Origin of the sequence: Aliarcobacter cibarius (assembly GCF_013372265.1) — a bacterium.
Taxonomy (GTDB): domain Bacteria; phylum Campylobacterota; class Campylobacteria; order Campylobacterales; family Arcobacteraceae; genus Aliarcobacter; species Aliarcobacter cibarius.
In genome coordinates this window covers 1,553,564-1,574,132 of the sequence record NZ_CP054051.1, presented here as the reverse complement: position 1 = coordinate 1,574,132, position 20,569 = coordinate 1,553,564, and the positions used below count along the sequence as shown (strand labels likewise).

Here is a 20,569-nt window from a genome sequence, read left to right as displayed (position 1 = left end):
ATTTTAAGCTTATTTTTATAATTGGAGAATTTTATGAGTAGTTTTAGAGTCCAAAATGCAAGATTTCGTATCTTAAAAGGCGGAAAAATTGGTCTTTGTCTTAGTATTGCTCTTCTTTCTTCAGTAATCTCTCCAACAAGCTTATTTTCAGCCGATTACTTTACTGGTGTTCAAGCTACAGTAACTCCTACAACAGCAACAGGAACGGGGTCAGGTAATAATTATTCCTTAACAGTTGAACAAGCTAATAATGTTAGTAATACTTTATTAAATCAGAATGTTTCAAATACATCAACGCTTACAGATGATATAGTTTTTAAACCTACTTCGTGGGCTACTAGTTCATACACAAATCCAATTTTCGCTCCAACTTATACTAATGCATATGGTACTACTATACCTGATAGATTTAATGTAAATAAAACTATTGATAAGCCTTTGATTCTAAATTTAACTTTTGATTCGTTTGCAAATGCAAATAATATCTATAAAGATACTTCCAGTACTTTGTTTTATCAGGGTATATCACAACCAGCTGGATATGTTGTTGCTTCTGTTTCAAATCCTACATTAAATTTATCTACAAATAATTCTACAAATTACACGGCTAATATAATAATGAGTGGAAATAACACAGTTGCTGGAAATATAGACATAGGTAGTGATGGTAATATAAATATAATCGGAAGTAATGTAGAATTTAAGGGAAATGTAACTGCTGGAAATACAGATATTTCAAATGGAGCTACTTTAAATTCCCTAGGAAATATAACTTCAAATATAAATGGAACAACAGCAAATAGTGGAACATTAAATATGAATGGAAGCAGTCAAACAGTAACTGGAAATATTGGGAATACAAATTCCCTTCAAAATTTTAATGTAACAAGCGGAACAACAACGCTAACTGGAAATTTAAATGCTACAAATACAAATATTTCAAATGGAGCTACTTTAAATTCTCAAGGAAATATAACTTCAAATGTAAATGGAGCAACAGCTAACAGCGGTAATTTAGTCACGAGTGGTACAAATCAGTTAGTAACTGGAAATATAGGAGATACAAACTCACTTCAAAACTTTAATGTAATAAGCGGAATAACTACACTAAATGGAAACTTAACTTCTACAAACACGGATATTACAAATAATTCAACATTAAAAATTTCAGATGGAAAAACAATTACATCAACAATTTTAAGTAGTGATGCAACAGGAAACTTAACTCTTTTAGGAAACGGAACTATATTTGGGACAATTGGAAATAGTGCAAATAGTTTAAGTAGTGTAAATGCAGGAGCAACTGGAACAATATCAACTTTTAATGGTGATATTTACTCAAAAGATACAAATATAGTTGGAGATGGAACAGTAAATTTAAATCAAGATTTAATAGGAACAAATTTAACATTTAATGCAAATGGGATTGTAAACTCTATTGCTGATATTAGTGCAGCTGTTGTAGGAACAGCGGGAACATTAAATATGAACGGGACAACACAAACTATAACAGGAAATGTTGGAGCAATAAATAATCTAAATATAACAAACGGAACAACTACACTAAATGGGAATCTAAATGCCACAAATACAAATATTTCAAATGGAGCTACTTTAAATTCACAAGGAAATATAACTTCAAATATAAATGGAACAACAGCTAATAGCGGTAATTTAGTTATGAGTGGATTGAGTCAAACAATAACTGGAGATATTGGAAATACAAAATCACTTCAAAATTTTAATATAACAAATGGAACAACAAAACTAACTGGTAATTTAAATGCAGTAAACACAAATATTTCAAATGGAACTACTTTAAATTCATTAGGAAATATAACTTCAAATATAAATGGAACAACAGCTAATAGTGGAACTTTAAGTATGAGTGGTACAAATCAAACAATAACTGGAAATATTGGAAATACAAATTCACTTCAAAACTTTAATGTTACAAATGGAACAACTACACTAAATGGGAATCTAAATGCCACAAATACAAATATTTCAAATGGAACTATTTTAAATTCACTAGGAAATATAACTTCAAATATAAATGGAAAAACGGCAAATAGCGGAACATTAAATATGAATGGGACAACACAAACTATAACTGGAAATATTGGAGATACAAATTCCCTTGAAAACTTTAATGTAACAAATGGAACAACTACACTAAATGGAAATTTAAATGCCACAAATACAAATATTTCAAATGGAGCTAGTTTAAATTCTCAAGGAAATATAACTTCAAATGTAAATGGAACTGCGGCAAATAGTGGTAATTTATTAATGAGTGGAGCAAATCAAACAATTTTTAACAGTATTGGTAATATATACTCTTTAAATAATTTTACTGTAAAAACTGGAACAACAACTGCAAATGCAGATATAAAAGCATTAAGCACAAATATAGCAAATGGAGCAACTTTAAACTTAAAAGCTAATATTGTTTCAAATATAGATGGTGATACTCCAAATAGTGGAACACTAAGTATGAGTGGAGTATCTCAAACAGTTACAGGAGATATTGGAAGTATAAATAAACTAAGTAATTTTGTTGTAAATAGTGGAGCAACAACATTAAATGGAAATTTAAGTGCAATAAACACAAATATCGGTACAAATGCGACTTTAAATTCACTAGGAAATATAACTTCAAATATAAATGGAACGGGTTTAAATACTGGAACATTAAATATGACTGGAACAACACAAACTATAATTGGAAATGTTGGAACAATAAATAATCTAAATATAACAAACGGAACAACTACACTAAATGGAAATCTAAACGCAGCAAATACAAATATTTCAAATGGAGCCACTTTAAATTCACTAGGAAATATAACTTCAAATATAAATGGAACAGGCTTAAATACTGGAACATTAAATATGAATGGGACAACACAAACTATAACAGGAAATGTTGGAGCAATAAATAATCTAAATATAACAAACGGAACAACTACACTAAATGGGAATCTAAATGCCACAAATACAAATATTTCAAATGGAGCTACTTTAAATTCACAAGGAAATATAACTTCAAATATAAATGGAACAACAGCTAATAGCGGTAATTTAGTTATGAGTGGATTGAGTCAAACAATAACTGGAGATATTGGAAATACAAAATCACTTCAAAATTTTAATATAACAAATGGAACAACAAAACTAACTGGTAATTTAAATGCAGTAAACACAAATATTTCAAATGGAACTACTTTAAATTCATTAGGAAATATAACTTCAAATATAAATGGAACAACAGCTAATAGTGGAACTTTAAGTATGAGTGGTACAAATCAAACAATAACTGGAAATATTGGAAATACAAATTCACTTCAAAACTTTAATGTTACAAATGGAACAACTACACTAAATGGGAATCTAAATGCCACAAATACAAATATTTCAAATGGAACTATTTTAAATTCACTAGGAAATATAACTTCAAATATAAATGGAAAAACGGCAAATAGCGGAACATTAAATATGAATGGGACAACACAAACTATAACTGGAAATATTGGAGATACAAATTCCCTTGAAAACTTTAATGTAACAAATGGAACAACTACACTAAATGGAAATTTAAATGCCACAAATACAAATATTTCAAATGGAGCTAGTTTAAATTCTCAAGGAAATATAACTTCAAATGTAAATGGAACTGCGGCAAATAGTGGTAATTTATTAATGAGTGGAGCAAATCAAACAATTTTTAACAGTATTGGTAATATATACTCTTTAAATAATTTTACTGTAAAAACTGGAACAACAACTGCAAATGCAGATATAAAAGCATTAAGCACAAATATAGCAAATGGAGCAACTTTAAACTTAAAAGCTAATATTGTTTCAAATATAGATGGTGATACTCCAAATAGTGGAACACTAAGTATGAGTGGAGTATCTCAAACAGTTACAGGAGATATTGGAAGTATAAATAAACTAAGTAATTTTGTTGTAAATAGTGGAGCAACAACATTAAATGGAAATTTAAGTGCAATAAACACAAATATCGGTACAAATGCGACTTTAAATTCACTAGGAAATATAACTACTAATTTATTTTTTGATGGAAATGGAGTTGCAAATTTATATGAAGGAATCACAGGTGATATAAACTTTGCTGGAAATGATGGTGTAGTTAATGTAAAAGATGAAAAAAATGTAGATGGAAATATTTCAACATTGGCAAATAATACAGGAACTATAAATTTTGAAGGGGATAGTCAGGTTTCGGGAACTATTGGAGATATTGCTTTTGGTGTAAAAAATATAAATGTTAATACAAATAATCAACAAGATAAAGATCCTAGTGGAAATGTTTTATCTGGTTCAGGTTTATTTATTCATAGGGATATTTATGCAGATAGAATTAATCTTCAAAATAATGCAACTTTAATCTTAGATGATGGGGCAGATATTACTAATACAAATTTACCTGATTTGATAGTAATGACAACTGATGCAAATAATAAAGGAAATGTTATATTTGCTGGAACATCAAATATAAAAGGGCAAATTGGTGAAAATCTTTTAAGTTTAGAGAGCATAACTGCAGGAGAAACAGGTTCAATTTTAACATTTGAAAATAAAGTTTATGTAAAAGATTTAAATTATAAATCAGATGGAGATGTTATTTTAAAAGATGAGCTAAAAGGAAATATAGTTTTCAAAGCTACTCAAGGAACTTTAACTCTTAGTGATGGAGTTAATTTAAATACATCAAACACTACTTTTGAAGATGCTAACAGTGCAAAATTAATATTTGCTGGTGATTCTACAATTAATGGAACTTTAGGTGGAAATACAACTGGAAAATCTACATTTGCAACTATTGAAGCGGGAGCTGCTGGTAAAACTGTAACTTTCCAAAATAATTTATATGCTACAAATTTAGAAATAACTGGAGATGAGGGAATAGTTAATCTAAATGGGAATTTCACAGGAAATAACATAAATTATCAAGATGATGGAATTATAAACTTAGCAGATAAAAAAGCTATAAATTCAAGTATTACAACAAATGATGAGTATGGAACTTTAAATTTATTAGGTGATTCATCTATAAATGGAACTATTGGAACTATCGATAATAAATTAAAAGAGATTAATAGTGCACAAAACAGTAAAACTTCAAATTTAAATGGGAATACTTTTGCAAAAGATTTAAATGTTGGAACGGGAATTTTAAATTTAAATGGCAATTTCACAGGGGATAATCTAAATTATGAGGCAAATGGAGTTGTAAATTTAGCAGATAACAAAGTAGTAGATTCAAAAATATTAACAACAACAGATAATCAAGGTATATTAAATACTTTAAAAAATGCAGAATTTAAGCAACAAATTGGTCAAGATGGTAAAAAATTAAAAGATATTAATACAGCAAAATCTGATTCTACAACAACATTTAAAGAAGATGTTTATGCTCAAAATTTAAATTTACAAGAAAATGGAACTGTGAATTTAGGTGGGAATTTTAAAGGTGATAAAATAGACTTTAAAGATAATGCTACTTTAAATATTGCAAAAGATAAAAATATTAGTTCTAAAATTGTTTCTCAAGATGAAAATATAGGAGAAATAAATATTGCAGGAAGTACAATAATAAGTGGAGAGATAGCTGATAGTTTAAATAAAATAAGAGCTATAAAATTAAATGGAAAAAATTCAAGTTCTACATTTGAAAAAGATACATTTGTGAAAGATTTAAATTTAAATGAGAAATTAACTTTGAATTTAAATGGAAATTTGGAAGCTGAAAATTTAAATTATAATTCTGACGCAACAATCAATCTTGCAAATCAAAAAAATATAGATGCTAAAATTAATACTTTAAATAATGGTGAAGGAACTTTAAATCTTCTTGGAAGTTCGAATATAAATAAAAAAGTTGGAAGTGATACGAATAGATTAAAAGAGATAAAAACAGGAGCATCTGGTTCAACTTCTGAATTTAAAGATAATGTTTATGCAAATAAAACCACTATAAAAGATGAAGGAACAGTAAATTTCAAAGAAAATTTATATTCTAATATCTATTTTGGTGGTAATGGAACTGTAAATATCGAAGATAATAAGGCTGTTATTTCTCAAACACAACCATTTACGACAACTATTGCTGATGGTGTTGGAAATTTAAATTATAAAGGTGCTACAACTTTAACAAATGATATTGGTTCTATTGATAAAAGATTGAATACAGTTAAATTTGCAAGTGATGCAAATAGAGAAAATATTGAACAAAAGTTAGCATATGATGTTTATGCTAAAAATACTGTTATTGGGAATGGTTCAAATAAAGTTCTTATAGATTTTGTTGATGATGTAAAATTTGCTGGAAATTTAAATATTAAAGATGGAGCAACTTTAAATATTAAAGATAAAAAATTAGATGTAAAAGACAATATAAAAGTAGATAAAAATTCTACTTTAAATTTTGATGTACAAACTACAGATTTAAGTTCTGGAAGTGCAGTTGTTGGTGGAAAATCTGGTCAGATTACAGCAGATAGTTTAACTATGGAAAGTGATGCTAAATTTAATATTACTTATGATGGAACATGGGAAGGAAAAGGTCAGTATAATTTAATTGTTACACAAAATGATATTGATACAAAATATAGGGCAACTGAAGAAAGTGGATTTGTAAGAGATAATAGTATTATAGATTCAACTGTTGAAGTTGTTGGTAAAAATTTAGTATTAAAAGCAGATAGGACAACAGATGGTTCTCATAAAGCTGAAGATTTATATATAGTAAAATCAGGAATTGGTAATGATTATTCAAATGGAGCTTCACAGTCTTTAGCAAAATTAGCGAATGAAAAAGCAAGAGAGGGTGCTTTGGCTAAGATTATTAGAGATATAGAATATTTAGAAGATGGTAAGACTATAACATCTACTAAAAAACAAGAAATGATAGATATTCAAAGAAAGTTAGCTCCAAATCCAAGTGGAGTTGTTAATCAAAATATTGCAGATGCTTCAAATATCAATAAAACTTCTATTAAAGGAAGATTAAATGAAATGAGAACTTCTAATATAGAAGATTCTATTCAAGCTTATGAAGGTAAAGGTCTTTCTTCAGGTGATTCTTATACAGTTGGTGATTCAACATTGTGGTTAAAAACAACTGCTTCAAAAACAAAACAAGATGATGTTGGAGTTTATGAAGGATTTAATACAAAATCTTATGGTTTTGTTGCAGGACTTGATAAAAATGTAGGAGATAGTTCAATTATTGGAATTAGTACTTCTTATATGGACACTAAAGCTACTCAAAATAGTCATCAAACAGATACAAATAGTATAGGAGTCTCTTTATACGGGTCAAAAGAGTTTGAGTTAGGATATATTGAAGGACAATTAAATTACACACAACATTCAAGTGATACAAGTAGAACAGCAAATTCAGGTGATTTGACTTCAAAAGTAAAAGCAGATGAAATGGGTGCAAGAATAGAAGCAGGAGTTCATATTCCAGTTGACAATGGAGCTTATATTACACCTTATGCAGGAGTTGAATATAGTCAAGTTAATCAAAAAGGTTATACGGAAAAAGGAACTTCATATCAAAATGATGCTTTAAAAGTTGATAAATATAAAGAAGATAAAACGACAGCAGAAGTTGGTATAAAAGCAACAAGCAGAATAGAACTTGATAATGCTTTAATTATTCCACAAGTTAGTTTTGCGGTAGCAAAAGATTTTGGAACAAGTAATCCTGAGATAAAAGCTCAATTTGTAGGAGGTGGAGATAAATTTGTAACTCCTTCTAGAAAACCTGATGATATGATTTACAAAGTTGGAGTTGGAGTTGAGGCTAGAATCACAAATGATACAAAAATAAGATTTGATTTAAATTATGACAGAAGTAAAGATGGTGATTTTGAAGGTTATAGTGGTAATGTTACACTAGGAATTAGTTTTTAGGAAAGGACTACAATGTTAAAAAAAGTTTTTTTAGGTATTTGCATTTTTACAACTATTGTTTTATCAGATGAAATAACTTCTTTTACGGCAATTAAATATAAAGCAGATTTTTCAAAGCAAGATCATAAAACACAACAAGCTATAGTAAATGAATACTCAAAATTAAAGAAAATGGCAAAAACTGTTGAAGCAACAAGTTTAAAAGGTGATTCAGATTTTGAAGTTGCAAAAAACTTATTGTTAATTGATATTTGGTCAAAAAAGTTTATACAAAGTTATAATCCATCTGAAGATGAGCTAAAAAAGCTTTATATTGAACAAAAACCAAGTGTTGTTGCAAAATATGAACTTAGAAATATTTTAGTTAGCTATGAAAAAAATGCAGATATGATACTTGATAAATTGAACCAAATACAAAATCCAAAAGAGAAAAAAAATAGCTTTATAAAATATGTAAAATCTGTTTCAAACGATAATACTTCAAAAAACAATGATGGGCTTTCTCCTCTCGTTGATGAAAATAGATTAAATCCTGAAATAAGAGAAGCATTAAAAGATAAAAAAGTTGGAGATATAGTAAAAGTAAATATAAAAGATTTGGGAACACAAATAATTTATTTAGAAAAATATATACCACAAAAAGAGGCAACTTTTGAAGAATCTAAAGATGCTTTAAGAGAACTTGCAAAAAAATTAGCATTAAATTCACAAATTGAGCTTCTATCAAAATGATAAGAGGTATTTGTTTATTATTATTTCCTATTTTATTTTTTTCAGCTTGTTCATCAAAGGTGCCAACTGTAGAATTAAGAATACAAACAGCATTTTCTTATGCTGATAAAAATAATTTAAAATATGAAATAATACATACAAATAATTTTGATCTTTTTTCTTTACAAAATAAAAATCTTTTCTGTGAAAATTTAAATGTTTATATAGAAGGAGATGGACTCTCTTTTTTAAATAAAAATAGAATTTCTCCTAATCCAACTCCGGTAAATTCTACAATTTTAAATTTATTAAGTTTTGATAAAAGTAGCTGTAAAGTATATATAGCAAGACCTTGTCAATATTATACAAGTAGTAGTTGTAATACTTCTTTTTGGACAAATAAAAGATTTTCTCCTGAAGTTATAAATAGTTTTAATGAAGCAATGGATTATTTAAAAGTAAAATATAAAAATAACAGTTTTACTTTAATTGGACATTCAGGTGGTGGAGCAGTTGCTACAATACTAAGTTCATATAGAAGTGATGTAAAATATCTTGTTACTATTGCAGGTAATTTGGATATTGAAAAATGGGTCCAATTAAAAAGATTAACACCTCTTTATGGTTCATTAAATCCAAAAGATTTTACAAATGATTTAAAAAATTTAAAGCAGTACCATTTAGTAGGCAAAGATGATGAAGTTTTACCTAAAGAACTCTTTTTTTCATATTTAAATAGTTTTGAAGATAAAAGTAATGTAGGTTACAAAATCATTAATGCAAACCACAACTGTTGTTTTGAAAAAGATTTTCAAAACATAATTAATTCTCAGAAATAATTTTATTATAAAAATAATTCGATAGAATAAACTTTTTAAGTAGGAGGAGCGTTTTTTTGTTTAAAAAAATAATTTTTGTAAATATTTTTTTATTATTGTTTCTAGGAGCTGTTGAACCTATTACTCCAATACCTTTAAGTGCAACTGTTAATACTAAAAAAGCAGATTTAGGAAGGGAATTATTCTTTGATTCTAGATTATCAAAAGATGATAGAGTCTCTTGCCATTCTTGTCATTTATTAAGTCAAGGTGGAGTTGATAATAAAAAATTATCAGTCGGAGTTGATGGAAAACTAGGTATTATAAACTCTCCAACTATTTTAAATTCTACTTTTAGTTTTTCTCAATTTTGGAATGGAAGAGCAAAAAATCTTCATGAACAAGCTTTTGGACCAATTAGTGATCCAAATGAAATGGCAATGAATTTTAAAGATTTAGAAAATAAACTTAGAAAAACAGATTATTTGAAGAAGTTTTTTTCTATTTATAAAGATGGAATTACAATAAATAATATTGTTGATGCAATTGTAGAATATGAAAAAACGTTAATTACACCAAACTCTCCTTTTGATAAATATTTAAGAGGTGATGAAACAGCTATTTCAGAAGAAGCAAAAAGAGGATATCAAACATTTAAAGAGCAGGGGTGTATAGCTTGCCATCATGGAAGAAATGTAGGTGGAAACTTATATGCAAAATTTGGTGTTGTAAGTAATGTTGAAACAACTTCAAAAGGAAGATATGAAGTTACAAAGAATGAAGATGATTTATACTACTTTAAAGTACCAACTCTTAGAAATATTGAACTAACAAAACCATATTTGCATGATGGACGATTTGATAATTTAGAAGATACTGTTAAGTTTATGGCTAACTATCAATTGGGAAAATCTTTAAGTGAAAAAGAGATAGATGAAATAGTTATTTTTCTAAAGAGTTTAACAGGAGAACTGTACGATTATGAACAGAAAAAATAAGATTAGTTTTTTAAAATATTTTGAACCTATAAATATAATTTTATTTTTATTTATAATTGTAACTGCTCTTTTTATTTATAATATAAATCAAACAAATGAAAAAATAAAGAATTTTAATTTTTATTACAACAACGTTGTAAAATTAAAAATACTATATAACGAATTTAATAGTTTTGTAAATACAAAGGCAACTTTTATAAATTATGATTCTCTTATTTCAAAAATGGAAACTACTGAGAAGTTAATAAATGCATTAAATAAAGAAGAGTTTTACAAAAATTTTAGTGAAGATTTAAAACTATCGATTGAAGTTTTAGATAGTGAATGGAAAAAGAAAGTTGAAGATATTGAGCGATTTAAATCTGTAAATGCTTCTATAGTTGGATCTATTAATTATATTTTATCATTAAGCTCAAAAGTTAAATTGGATTATATGAGTAAAAATCCAAATGATATTTTAATTATTGATGATGCTATTAGTTCTATATTTAGACTTTTTGTAAATGATAAAGATGGAAATAGTTTATATATAAAAGATCATATTTCAAATCTTGAAAAATTAGCTTTAAAGTACAATAATTCAGATATAGATTTTTTAACAAAAAGAGTTAATTCTTTACTAATGAATTTAAAAAAGTTAAATAGAATTGAACAGGATTATTTTAGTTTTGATCTTAGAATAGTTCTAGATTCTTTAGATAAAAAACTTGATGACATAAATCAAGTAAATATATCAAAACAAAAAAAACTATCATTTTTATTATTTATTTCTTCAACAGTTTTATTATTGATATTTGTTTATGTATATATTAAATCTATAAAAACAAAAGATGAATTAATTGCCTTTAGATATGCAGTTGAAAATAGTTATAATGCTATAGTTTTAACAGATAAAAATAGATTAATAAAATATGTAAATGAAGCTTTTGAAAAAGCTACTGGTTACTCAAAAAAAGAAGCTATTGGTCAAAATCCAAGAATTTTAAAATCTGGAAGCTTGCCGAGAGAGTTTTATGACAATATGAATGAAATTCTTGATAGAAGAGAGAAGTGGACCGGAGAATTTATAAATAAAAATAAAGATGGGGAGATATATTATGAAAATGCTTCAATAACACCAATTATTATTGATAATGATTTAAAAGGGTATCTAGCAATAAAACTTAATGTTTCAGATTATATAAAAGAGAAAGAGAAAGTTGAATTCTTGGCTTATCATGATAGCTTAACTCTTTTATTAAATAGACGTGCTTTACAAAGAGATATTGTTGAAGTTCTAAATGATTGTAAAACAAATAATAAGAAGTTTACAATTTTATTTATAGATTTAGATGGTTTCAAATTTATAAATGATGGTTTAGGTCATGATATAGGAGATATTCTTTTAAAAGAGATAGCTTATAGGCTTGCAAATACTTTAGCTCAAAAGCATAATGCTTATAGATTAGGTGGAGATGAGTTTGCAATCATTTTTGAATATAAACACGTAAAAGAAATAGAAGAGAGTGCTAGAAATATAATCAAAAAAGTAAATGAAAAGATATTTATAAATAAACACTCTTTACATGTTGGATGTAGTATAGGAATTGCAAAATATCCTGTTGATGGAGAAGATTATTCAAGTTTGATGAAACATTCTGATACTGCAATGTATAAAGCAAAACAAAATGGGAAAAATAGATATGAGTTTTATACTAAAGATTTAACAAACATTGTTAGCCGAAGATTTGAAATAGAGCAAGCATTAGCTGTTGGTTTAAAAAATGATGAATTTTATGTAGTTTATCAACCAAAGTATTCTTTGAAAACAAAAAAAATATATAGTGTTGAGGCTCTTTTAAGATGGAATAGTTCTACATTAGGTAATGTTACTCCTGAGCAGTTTGTACCTATTGCAGAAGAGATAGGATTCATTTATGAATTAGGGCTTTTTGTATTTAAAAGAGCTTGTGAAGATTTTGTAAGTTTAAAAGAAAAACTTGGTTTAGAAATGATAAGTATAAATGTATCAGTTGTTCAATTGATGCAAGATGATTTTATGGATAAAATAGAAAATATATTAAATGAGACAAAAGTAGACTCAAATAAAATAGGAATAGAACTAACAGAGACATACTTAATAAAAAATGTAGAAGATATATTAGATATTTTAATAGTTATGAGAAGGTTAGGATTTAAAATCTTGATTGATGATTTTGGAACAGGTTATTCATCTTTAAAATATCTTCAACAGTTACCTATTGATATATTAAAAATAGATAAATCATTTGTAAAAAATTTAACAAAAAATAATAATGATATCGTAAAAGCTATAGTTGCTATATCGAAGAGTTTTGGATTTATAACTATTGCTGAGGGTGTTGAGACAAAAGAGCAAGAAGAACTTTTAATTGAACTAGATGTAGATATAGCTCAGGGATACTTATATTCTAAACCAAAAAGATTAATAGAGTTTAATTAGTTAAACTCTATTTTTAATCTATAATATCTAGGAAATATATTTTTTAGAACAGGATTTATTTCAACAGGAAAAGATTTATAGATAGAATTTTTAATTGAGTTAAAGAATTCATTGTTCCCATTTGTTAAAATTAATTGTTCATATCTTCCATCTTTTAAAATAGTTATTCTAATATCTGCAAAAACAGGTTCTTTAAAACTTGATTTATCCAAACTACTTTCTATGTTTGTATATATTTTTTCTTTTAAATTATTATAAAATTTCTCTTTTTCTGTTTGCTCTTCAAGAGAAGCCGCTTTTTCTAATTTTATATTTTCTATTAATTTTAATTTTTTATCAGAACTAGTAACAATATCATTAGTCGTTTGATGTTCAGTTTTAGAAGTTGTTGCAATATCATTTTTTTGTTCAGAAGTAGCTATAGATTTTTCTTCAACAGCTTGATTTGAACTATTTTCTTCAATATTACTCTGCACAAGTGCTGGTGGAACTCTATTTTCTAATAGTTTGTTATTTTCATTATCAGGATTCTCATCTGTAATTACATCTTTTATCACTTCATCTTGTGATATTTCTTTTATCTCTTGTTTTGCTTCTTCAACTGCTTGAACAACATTTTGGTGAGTATCAAAAGTGTCATTAGAGTCATCAATAATATAACTATAACTACCATAAATCACTGTAATTAAAATTACAACAATAATAAAATCTTCAAAAAAACTTTTAATTTTTCTGTTCAAAACTATATCCTTTAAAGAAAATTATTCAGAGATATAAATCTCATCTAGTAAACTATCAACAAAGCTATCAGGACTAAATTCTATTAAATCTTCTTGTTTTTCACCAATTCCAACATAAAAAATTGGAAGTTCAAGTTGATTTGATATAGAGAATAAAGCTCCACCTTTTGCAGTACCATCTAATTTTGTAACAATTATTCCATCTATTCCAACAATTTCATTAAATGCTTTTGCTTGAGCAATTGCACTATTTCCTTGTGTTCCATCCAAAATCATAAGCTTTTGATGAGGTGCATTTTCCATAGCTTTACTACAAACTTTTACTATCTTTTTTAACTCATTATTTAGATTTGTTTGAGTTTGAAGTCTTCCAGCCGTATCAATAATAACATTATCAATATTTCTTGCAATTGCAGAGCTTATAGTATCAAAAGCGACAGCACTTGCATCATGACCCTGTTTAGTTTTAATGATTGGCACATCAATTTTTGCTGCCCAAGTACTAAGTTGTTCAATAGCAGCGGCTCTAAATGTATCACCAGCTCCTAATATGACACTTTTCCCTTCTTTTTTTAGTTTATTTGCTAATTTTGCAATAGTTGTAGTTTTTCCAGCACCATTTACTCCAATAATTAGTCTTACATAAGGTTTTGGAAGATTTGAAAAATCAACTTTTGGTGCATGTTCAAAAAGCATTACAAGTCTATGTCTTAACTGTTTTCTTGTAATCATATCAGGAAGACCATTCATTGCTTTTTCTATAATTTCATACTCAACATCAGCTTCTATTAAAAGTTCTTCTATTTCATCAAAAGATATTTTTTCTTTTTTTTGAGGAACAACATTTTTTATACTTGCAAAAGTTTTTTCTAAAGCTCTAGAGAAAAAGCTTTTTTTCTCTTCATCTTGTTTTACTTCAACTTTTTTTTCTTCTTCAATTTGTAAATTATTAGAAGCAGCATTAGAATCAAAGTTATCTATCGATTCTTCTATATCTTTTTTTACAGATTGTTCTAAATTAGGTTTTTCTTCTGGTAAATCTTTTTTCTTCTTAAAAAAACTAAACATATTTTTCCTATTATTTTTCTAAAATCTTTTTAATATCTGTCTCAATCATTTCATAAGGAGCTAAACCTTGAATTTTTTGATGAATTCCAGCTTCTCTATCAATAATAAAAGTTGTTGGAATAGATTTTATACCACCAACTGCTTTTGCCAAATCAAAAGTTTCGCTTCCATAAGATATTTTATAATTTATTCCAAACTCTTTTGCAAAATTTTTGATCTCTTCGTCGCTTTTAAATTCTTCAAGTAAAACAGAGACTACTACTAAATCATTTTTATACTCGTTTTGTAATCTTACAAGAGCAGGTATTTCTACTTTACAAGCAGGGCACCATGTTGCAAAGAAATTTAAAACTACCAATTTATTTTCAAGACTTTTTATATGAATTTTATTATTTTCTGTTTTTATTTCTAGAACTGAACCATCAAGTGTATTTAAGAGAAAATCACTTTTTGTAATGTTTTGTTCTACTTTTGTTTGATTATCATTTTGTTTATTCTCTTTTGAATCGCATCCAGCAAAAAATAAAATAGAAAAAATTGAAAAAATTGCCAGAGTTTTAATCTGCATTTTAATTCCTTTAGATAAAATTATTCATTAGGTAGAGATTTTACCTAAGTGAGGCTTAAATATGAACACAAATCACAAGAGTGATTTTAGAATATCAAGTATAAAAAGATTAAGATTTTGTTCATCTTTTAAAAGATATTCAAAAAGTAAAAAAATTGTAGAAAAATTAAAATATATTATAAAAAAAGAAGGTGCAGAAAATATACTATTATTTGTGCCTTTGGAATTAGAAGTTAATATTAAGCCATTGATTTTAGAATTAAGAAAAGCAAAGAAAAAGGTATATGTACCTTTTATGCAAGATGATAGCTTTAAAATGGTGAAATATAGGTTACCTTTACAAAAAAGAAGATTTGGAATCTATGAACCAAATAACTCATTTATGAAACCTGTAAAAATAGATTTAGCAGTTGTTCCTATAGTTGGAGTAGATGCTTTAAATAAACGAATCGGTTTTGGAAAAGGTATGTATGATAGATTTTTTTATAGATTAAAATATAAACCTACAATAGTTTTTACTCAATTGGTACTTTGTAAAAGTGAAAAAATTTTAAGTGATAATTATGATATAGAAGCAGATTACATTATTACAGGTTAGGTTTTAAATGGAGAATATGGTAGTAGCAATAATTGCTGGGCTTTTTAGTTCAGTACTTACAGTTTTTGTTTCAAAAAAAATAAATAAAGCAAAATTTGAAGTTTTTATTGAGCAAGCAAAAGCAAAAGCAAAAATTATTGAACATGAAGCAGAAGTAGCTTTGAAAGATGCTCAATTAAAGGCTAAAGTTGAATGTGACAGAGAGTTCAAAAATGCTAGAAAAGAGTATGAAAATATGCTCTTTAAAATAGAGAAAAAAGAGAAAGAGCTAAATGAACATCTTGAAAATGAGTTAAGAATTATAAAAAGACAAAAAGAGGAAATAGAAGATAACAATAGAAAAATTGTAATTTTAAGAGAAGGTATTGAAGAGCAAAAAAGAACTTATGAACAAAAAACTCTTGAAGCCATTAAAATACTTGAAAATGCAAGTGGACTTACTAAAATAGAAGCAACTGAGCTTATGCTTGAAAAAGTAAAAGAGGATTCAAGAGCAACAATTGCATCAATCTTTAGAAAAAAATATAAATTAGCTGAACAAAATTCAAAACAAGAGGTAAATAATATTTTATCTCAAGCAGTTACAAGATATGCAGGTGAGTTTGCAGCTGAAAGACTTATAAATAATATTCCTTTAAATGATGAAGAGACTAAAGGAAAAATTATTGGAAAAGAAGGGCGAAATATTAAAGCTCTTGAGATGCTTTTAGGAGTTGACATTATCATTGATGACACTCCAAATACAATTACAATTTCTTCTTTCAACTTATATAGAAGAGCAATAGCAACAAAAACTATACAAGAACTTCTTGATGATGGAAGAATTCAACCAGCAAGAATTGAAGAAATTTATAAAAAAGTTAAAGCAGAATTTGATAAAAATATCCAAAAAGAGGGTGAAGATGTTGTAATGGAGCTTGGAATAAAATCTATGCATCCAGAACTTATTAAACTTGTTGGAAGATTAAGATATAGAGCATCTTATGGTCAAAATGCACTTGCACATACTCTTGAAGTTGCACATCTTGCTGGATTGATTGCTGCACAAATGGGTGGAGATGCAATTTTAGCAAGAAGAGCAGGAATTATGCATGATATTGGAAAAGCTTTAACTCACGAAGCTCCAGGAAGTCATGTAGATTTAGGTGCTGAAATTTGTAAAAGATATGGTGAATGTGAGACTGTAATAAATGCAATTTACGCTCATCACGGACATGAGGAGCCTATAAACGTAGAAAGTGCAGCTGTGTGTGCGGCTGATGCTTTAAGTGCAGCAAGACCAGGAGCTAGAAGAGAAGTTTTAGAGAGTTTTCTAAAAAGAGTAGAAGAGATTGAAAATATAACTACAAGTAAAGTTGGAGTTACAAATGCTTATGCTATTAATGCTGGAAGAGAAGTAAGAGTTATTGTAAATGCTCAACTTGTAAATGATGACGAAGCTGTACTTTTAGCATCTGAAATAGCAAAAGAGATAGAAGAAAAAGTTCAATATCCAGGTGAAATTAAAATAAATGTAATAAGAGAATTAAGAGCGGAGAGTTACGCAAGATAATTCCACATAAAGGTAAAATATGAAAGAAACAAAACCAACAACAAAAATTATAGCTGGTGCTTATAAGGGAAAAGTTTTAGAATTACCATCTCTTGATGTTACAAGAAGTTCAAAATCAGTTTTAAAAGAGTCTGTTTTTAATGTTTTACAGTTTGATATTATTGACAAAATATTTATAGAATCATTTGCTGGAAGTGGTTCTATTGGTCTTGAAGCAGTTAGTAGAGGAGCAAAAAGAGCTTATTTTATAGAATTAGATAAAAATTCTTACTCTATTTTGGTAAAAAATTGTAAAAATGTGAATATAGAAAAATGTCAGACTATTCAGGGAAATGCTTTTGTTCAAACTCCTCTTATTTTAGATTTTTTGAAAAATTCTAAAGATGAAATAATTTTATATGTAGATCCACCTTTTGATTATAGAGATAATATGGAAGATATTTATGATAAATCATTTAGGATGATAAAAAATATTGAAGTAGATAATATTTTTAAAATTATAATTGAACATCAAAGTGCACTTGAAGTTCCTACAGTTTTAGGTAAATTTAGTTTGGAAAAAACTAGAAAATTTGGTAAAAGTTCATTATCTTACTATAGTTACACTATTTGATGTTTAAATTTGCTCTATTTTTATTAATAACTCTTAGTTTGGTAATGTTTATTTTGCCAATCTTTTATACAGTTTCCCCTTATGAATTAGATCCAAATAAAATTCTTTTGGCTCCTAGTTTTGAACATATTTTTGGAACTGATAGACTGGGACGAGATATTTTTGCAAGAGTTTTACAAGGTGGACAAACTTCACTTATTATTGGATTTCTAGCTGCTAGTTTTTCATCTTTATTAGGATTAATTATAGGAATTACAGCTGGATATTTTAAAGGATATGTTGATAAAACTATTACGGTAATTATTGATTTGTTTTTAACTTTTCCAACATTTTTTCTTCTTTTGGCCCTTGTATCTTATATTGAAGCAAACGCACTTATTTTAATAGTTGTTATTTCAATTACTGGTTGGATGGGAATGTCAAGGATGATTAGAAGTGAGAGTTTTGCCATAGGAAATAAGCCTTTTATTAAGATCCTAAAAATTACAAATGTTAGTAAAACAAAGATTATTTTAAAATATTTTGCTCCACTTTTAGCACCTATATTTCTTATTTCTTTTTCTTTTGGCGTAGCAGGTGCAATTTTAGCTGAATCAGGACTTTCATTTTTAGGACTTGGCGTAAATCCTCCTAATATGTCTTGGGGAAGTTTATTAAGTGATGGAAAAGCTGTTATTGATATTGCTTGGTGGCTTAGTTTTTTCCCTGGACTTATGATATTTATAATAACTTTTTGTTTAATTCAAATAAGTGACTATTTACAAAATTTAGCAAATAAAAAAGAGGTAGTAAAGAGTTAAATCTTTACTAACAATTTGTCAAGCAATCCTTGAGATAAAATTCTTTTAGCAAAACCTAGAATATATGTAGCTTTTGTTACGTAATATCTTGGTTTTGGTTTTTGACTTTTTAATATTTCTAAAACAACTTTAGCAACGCTACTTGGAGGAAGAGTAAAAGCTCCTTTATCATCGCTACTTTCAAGCCTAGCTTTAAGCTCACTTTCGTAAGCACTTTTCCAAAAGCTATTTTTTATATTAATGTGTTTTTTGAAATTTATCAAAGAGTTTTCTCTAAATTTTGATGTTACTGGTCCAGTATTTATTGTGCTTATAAAAATATTACTATTTAAAGTTTCAAGTCTTAATGTATCACATAGTCCTTCGATAGCGTATTTACTTGCATTGTAAGCTCCTCTAAATCTTAAAGAGATTATTCCTAAAACAGAACTATGTTGAACAATTTTCCCATAACCTTGATTTCTAAATATTTTCATAGCTTGGATTGTTACTTCATGTAATCCAAAGAAATTTGTATCGAATAACTCTTTTAAAACATCAGTGTTTATATCTTCAACTGCTCCAGGGATTGCAAATCCTGCATTATTAAAAACACAATCAAGTTTTTTATCTTCTTTTAAAATTTCATTTAGAGCAAAACTTATTTCATCTTTTTTTGTAACATCAATTTTAAAAGTTTTTAATCCCAAATCTTGTAACATTTTTACATCATCTTCATCTCTTGCACTTGCATATACTTTTACATTTTGTTTTTTTAAAAAGAGTGCAGTTTCAAGTCCAATACCACTTGAACAACCTGTAATTAATATATTTGTCATTATATTCCTAATTAAATTTTAGTTATTATATCTAAAAATAATTTGAGTAAAAAATGACAAAAAAAGATAAAGAGATAAAAGAACTGTTAGATATAGAAGTAAATTCTAGAAATACTACTTTTGAAATAAACTATGATAAACCTGACCCACTTTTGGTTGCTAGAAGACAAAATAATGATTATGCAATACTTTTATGTGCTTTGTTCGCTTATGGAAATGCAAAGTTAGTTGTTAAATTTTTGGATAGCTTGGATTTTTCTTTGTTAGAGCAAAGTGAAGAGCAAATAGAAAAGGAGCTTAAAAATCATTATTATAGATTCCAAAGTAGTAAGGATGTAATTGAAGTTTTTAAAACTTTTAGAAGATTAAAACAAGAATATAATTTGGAAAATAGTTTTTATGAAGCATATAAAAAAGAGAATAATGTCTTAGATGGTATTGACTTTTTAATACAAAAAATTAGGCTCACTTCTTCTTATAGCTCAAAAGGCTTTGACTTTTTAGTTGGAAATTCTTTAAAAAGAGATAAAAATGGAATTATAAAAGACTCAAATGCTCCTTATAAAAGGTGGAATATGTATCTTAGATGGATGGTTAGAAATGATAACATTGATTTGGGACTTTGGAAAAGTATTGAGAAAAAGGATTTAATCTTACCTTTGGATACTCATACTTTTAGGATTTCGCAAAAGTTTGGACTTTTGAAAAATAAAAATTATAATTTGAAATCTGCTATTGAAGTTTCAAAAAAATTAAAAGAGTTTGATTCTTCTGATCCCGTTAAATACGATTTTGCAATTTATAGGTTGGGACAAGAAAAGTTATTTTGATTTTGTTACTTTAATGTTATCTTTGTTTGTTATGATACGGTTCT

The 20,569-nt window shown here is 27.2% G+C and carries 14 protein-coding genes; 10 read left to right on the top strand and 4 right to left on the bottom strand.

Annotated features, from left to right (window positions below):
* Nucleotides 1-33: 33 nt before the first annotated feature.
* The 5 genes from ACBT_RS07845 to ACBT_RS07825 are packed head-to-tail and all read left to right on the top strand — an operon-like array spanning nucleotide 34 to nucleotide 12,938.
* Nucleotides 34-7,950 (top strand): autotransporter domain-containing protein, encoded by a 7,917-nt coding sequence (locus ACBT_RS07845; protein WP_176325393.1) that lies wholly within the window; start codon nucleotides 34-36, stop codon nucleotides 7,948-7,950.
* A 12-nt stretch (nucleotides 7,951-7,962) separates the two neighbouring features.
* Entirely contained in the window at nucleotides 7,963-8,682 is a 720-nt protein-coding gene (locus ACBT_RS07840; RefSeq protein WP_024776136.1) for a peptidylprolyl isomerase, read from the top strand.
* Nucleotides 8,679-9,500, top strand: a complete 822-nt coding sequence (locus ACBT_RS07835) for an alpha/beta hydrolase (protein WP_024776137.1) — start codon at nucleotides 8,679-8,681, stop codon at nucleotides 9,498-9,500. The genes ACBT_RS07840 and ACBT_RS07835 overlap by 4 nt, the downstream gene beginning before the upstream one ends.
* A 56-nt stretch (nucleotides 9,501-9,556) precedes the next feature.
* The gene (locus tag ACBT_RS07830; RefSeq protein ID WP_024776138.1) at nucleotides 9,557-10,477 is read left to right on the top strand and encodes a cytochrome-c peroxidase; all 921 of its coding nucleotides are present in this window, start codon (nucleotides 9,557-9,559) and stop codon (nucleotides 10,475-10,477) included.
* A complete protein-coding gene (locus ACBT_RS07825) occupies nucleotides 10,461-12,938 on the top strand; it encodes an EAL domain-containing protein (protein ID WP_024776139.1) in 2,478 nt (825 codons plus the stop codon). The genes ACBT_RS07830 and ACBT_RS07825 overlap by 17 nt, the downstream gene beginning before the upstream one ends.
* Here the strand turns inward: ACBT_RS07825 and ACBT_RS07820 are convergent.
* Genes ACBT_RS07820 through ACBT_RS07810 form a run of 3 tightly spaced genes read right to left on the bottom strand, consistent with a single transcriptional unit; the run spans nucleotide 12,935 to nucleotide 15,314 of the window.
* Nucleotides 12,935-13,678: a hypothetical protein gene (locus tag ACBT_RS07820; RefSeq protein ID WP_024776140.1), complete on the bottom strand. Its 744-nt coding sequence runs from the start codon at nucleotides 13,676-13,678 to the stop codon at nucleotides 12,935-12,937. The two genes, ACBT_RS07825 and ACBT_RS07820, sit on opposite strands and share 4 nt — an antisense overlap.
* 21 nt (nucleotides 13,679-13,699) lie before the next feature.
* Nucleotides 13,700-14,746 (bottom strand): signal recognition particle-docking protein FtsY, encoded by a 1,047-nt coding sequence (gene ftsY, locus ACBT_RS07815; RefSeq protein WP_024776141.1) that lies wholly within the window; start codon nucleotides 14,744-14,746, stop codon nucleotides 13,700-13,702.
* 10 nt (nucleotides 14,747-14,756) lie between these two features.
* A complete protein-coding gene (locus tag ACBT_RS07810) occupies nucleotides 14,757-15,314 on the bottom strand; it encodes a TlpA family protein disulfide reductase (RefSeq protein WP_024776142.1) in 558 nt (185 codons plus the stop codon).
* Nucleotides 15,315-15,375: 61 nt separating this feature from the next.
* Here ACBT_RS07810 and ACBT_RS07805 point away from each other — a divergent pair, with 61 nt between their 5' ends.
* From ACBT_RS07805 to ACBT_RS07790, 4 genes are read left to right on the top strand one after another with little or no spacing between them, the layout of a single operon-like run.
* Nucleotides 15,376-15,912 carry a 5-formyltetrahydrofolate cyclo-ligase gene (locus tag ACBT_RS07805; protein ID WP_024776143.1) on the top strand — a complete coding sequence of 179 codons (537 nt, stop codon included), beginning with the start codon at nucleotides 15,376-15,378 and terminating at the stop codon, nucleotides 15,910-15,912.
* Nucleotides 15,913-15,919: 7 nt separating this feature from the next.
* Complete coding sequence (gene rny / locus ACBT_RS07800) at nucleotides 15,920-17,464, top strand: ribonuclease Y (RefSeq protein ID WP_024776144.1); 1,545 nt, start codon at nucleotides 15,920-15,922, stop codon at nucleotides 17,462-17,464.
* A 19-nt stretch (nucleotides 17,465-17,483) separates the two neighbouring features.
* On the top strand, nucleotides 17,484-18,077 hold the full coding sequence (gene rsmD / locus ACBT_RS07795) for a 16S rRNA (guanine(966)-N(2))-methyltransferase RsmD (RefSeq protein ID WP_024776145.1): 594 nt from the start codon (nucleotides 17,484-17,486) through the stop codon (nucleotides 18,075-18,077).
* Complete coding sequence (locus ACBT_RS07790; protein ID WP_024776146.1) at nucleotides 18,077-18,877, top strand: ABC transporter permease; 801 nt, start codon at nucleotides 18,077-18,079, stop codon at nucleotides 18,875-18,877. Before rsmD ends, ACBT_RS07790 begins: the two co-directional genes overlap by 1 nt.
* Here the strand turns inward: ACBT_RS07790 and ACBT_RS07785 are convergent.
* Nucleotides 18,874-19,695: an SDR family NAD(P)-dependent oxidoreductase gene (locus tag ACBT_RS07785; protein WP_024776147.1), complete on the bottom strand. Its 822-nt coding sequence runs from the start codon at nucleotides 19,693-19,695 to the stop codon at nucleotides 18,874-18,876. The two genes, ACBT_RS07790 and ACBT_RS07785, sit on opposite strands and share 4 nt — an antisense overlap.
* 53 nt (nucleotides 19,696-19,748) lie before the next feature.
* Here ACBT_RS07785 and ACBT_RS07780 point away from each other — a divergent pair, with 53 nt between their 5' ends.
* Complete coding sequence (locus tag ACBT_RS07780; protein WP_024776148.1) at nucleotides 19,749-20,525, top strand: TIGR02757 family protein; 777 nt, start codon at nucleotides 19,749-19,751, stop codon at nucleotides 20,523-20,525.
* Nucleotides 20,526-20,569 lie beyond the last annotated feature (44 nt).